General features: G+C 47.2%; 2 protein-coding genes. Both read right to left on the reverse strand.

Going from position 1 to position 1,904, the window contains the following annotated elements:
- Nucleotides 1-1,082: prophage tail fiber N-terminal domain-containing protein (locus AC4PR2_RS28595; protein WP_492176010.1), on the reverse strand; the 1,082-nt coding region annotated here is incomplete at its 3' end.
- A gap of 3 nt (nt 1,083-1,085) precedes the next feature.
- Nucleotides 1,086-1,904 (reverse strand): tail fiber domain-containing protein (locus AC4PR2_RS28600; protein WP_492176011.1); only part of this gene is annotated, 819 nt, incomplete at its 5' end.

Below are 1,904 nucleotides of genomic sequence, written 5' to 3' on the forward strand. Positions count from 1 at the left end.
TCCATCGGTTCACCAGCCACAATAGCAGCTGTGTCGATGTCAAAGCGGCGCTTGCTGACCTTCACATAGATTGTGCCATCCTTGCCAGTGCTGGCTGATACAAAGCACAGGCGGTTGCCGTTCACGTCCTGCGGTACTTCGATCGTCCAGCCCTCTTGCGCAAAACCTAGCGCGCCTGTGACTTTGTAAACGCCAACTGAAACACGTTCAGCTGATACCCCTTCAGCCTCATCATTCACTGCCACGTGGCCGCACAGAATGAACCCATTAAGGTAGTCATCAGCCATCTTTTCCGGCGCGCCAGACAGCCTTGCGATCGGAGAAGCTTTTTTGATGAAGCCGTTGCCGTCTACCGTGGTGTTTTTATCAGTCCACAGTTCAAATTCTGTATCGCTCGACCCATTTTCACTACCTACGGCAACGCGCACCCCATGCCGCTCGATGACATTCCCTGTCACATTGACGGCAGATAAAACAATCCATGTATCTTGCGCTTTCATAACCAGCGCTGGTGCGTAAACCTTCGTTATAGAACTCACCGTATTGACACGAATTATTTGGCTGCCTGTATCGCGTGAGCGCAAAAATGCTCGGAACGCATCATCGTCTGCAAACGACTTGACAGCACCGCTACCGCCAAAACCAAAGTCGCCTTTTTTCATAGCACCAGCAAGCGTCGCAGCCGCATTCTGCTCACTGACTTTTGCCGCTGCTGCTGATGCTGCTGATTTGTCGGCAGATAAAGCCGCCTCAGCACGCAAGCGATCGACGGTTTGAACAATCTCAGGCGTAATATCGCTTTCACCTGGGCGCCGAAGGAAATCATTGAGCGTGCCGGGCAGCGAATCGGTATAAACCTCTATTGTGCCTACACGCTCTGGCTGTGCGCCATAAACTGACACAATCACCTCGTAGGCACCTGGCTCTACATTAAGCGAATACCGGCCCGTATCATCGGTGACAGATTGCGACTTCGCTAAATTCAACACCGTGGATGATGTTTTCATTGAGCGCATAGTAATAGTTACGCCAGAACGAGAATCACCGTAAGGTCCCTTTAGTACGCCGCTGATTAATACCATTATTTATTTCTCCTTCAGTAAATTCAATTCGGTATCAAGGCGGGAGATTAACCGCCCCTGCTCTTGAATAGCCTTAAGTGCAAGATTCAATAGGTTTTGGATGTCTGGATATTTGTATGAATCCTCACCAATTGTCTTTCTTATAAGTTCATCAGAGATTAACTCCAGTTCTTGCGCAATAAGGCCACAGCTTGAACTCATTTTATCAGGCGCGTTCGGAGCATCTTGCGTATATTCAAAACTGACAAAATTCATTTTTTCCACAATGGAAAGCGCGTAATTATCTGGGGCAGGTGCAATATTTTCCTTGAATTTTATATCGCAAGAACCGCCTGGGTTACTCGCCGAATAAACTCTAACACCATTCTCCTGAAGCAGATATCCAGACTCTGTTGTCACGGCCTTGTTATTCCCATTTATTGAGAATGAAATATCTAGCACAGAACCTGCTGATGGACGATTTGACATAAAAGATAAATATGAAAAACCAGTATCGCCAACAGCAACAGAAATTCTAGATTTTAACTGATTGGAACCACTCTCTGCTTGCCAAAAGCCAATAGTTTGAGAGGCCTTAGCTCCTTGGTTTTTCAGATTAATATCGTTAAATTTATCCACTTGTAGAGCATTAGTTATACGAGAGTCATTGCCAGCTGCCACTGTTCCCGTAGTAGTTCCGACATTGCGAGAGGCCGAGTTGCCGAGGTCGCTTTTATTGGCCTTCAAATTCAATGCCGTAGTAAAACTATTCCAGGCCGGGCCGGTATAAGTGCTGCCGTCAGGTAACATCACAGTAATGTTTCCGGTGCCGCTGAATACCTG

It is taken from the genome of Serratia sp. A07 (assembly GCF_058725505.1).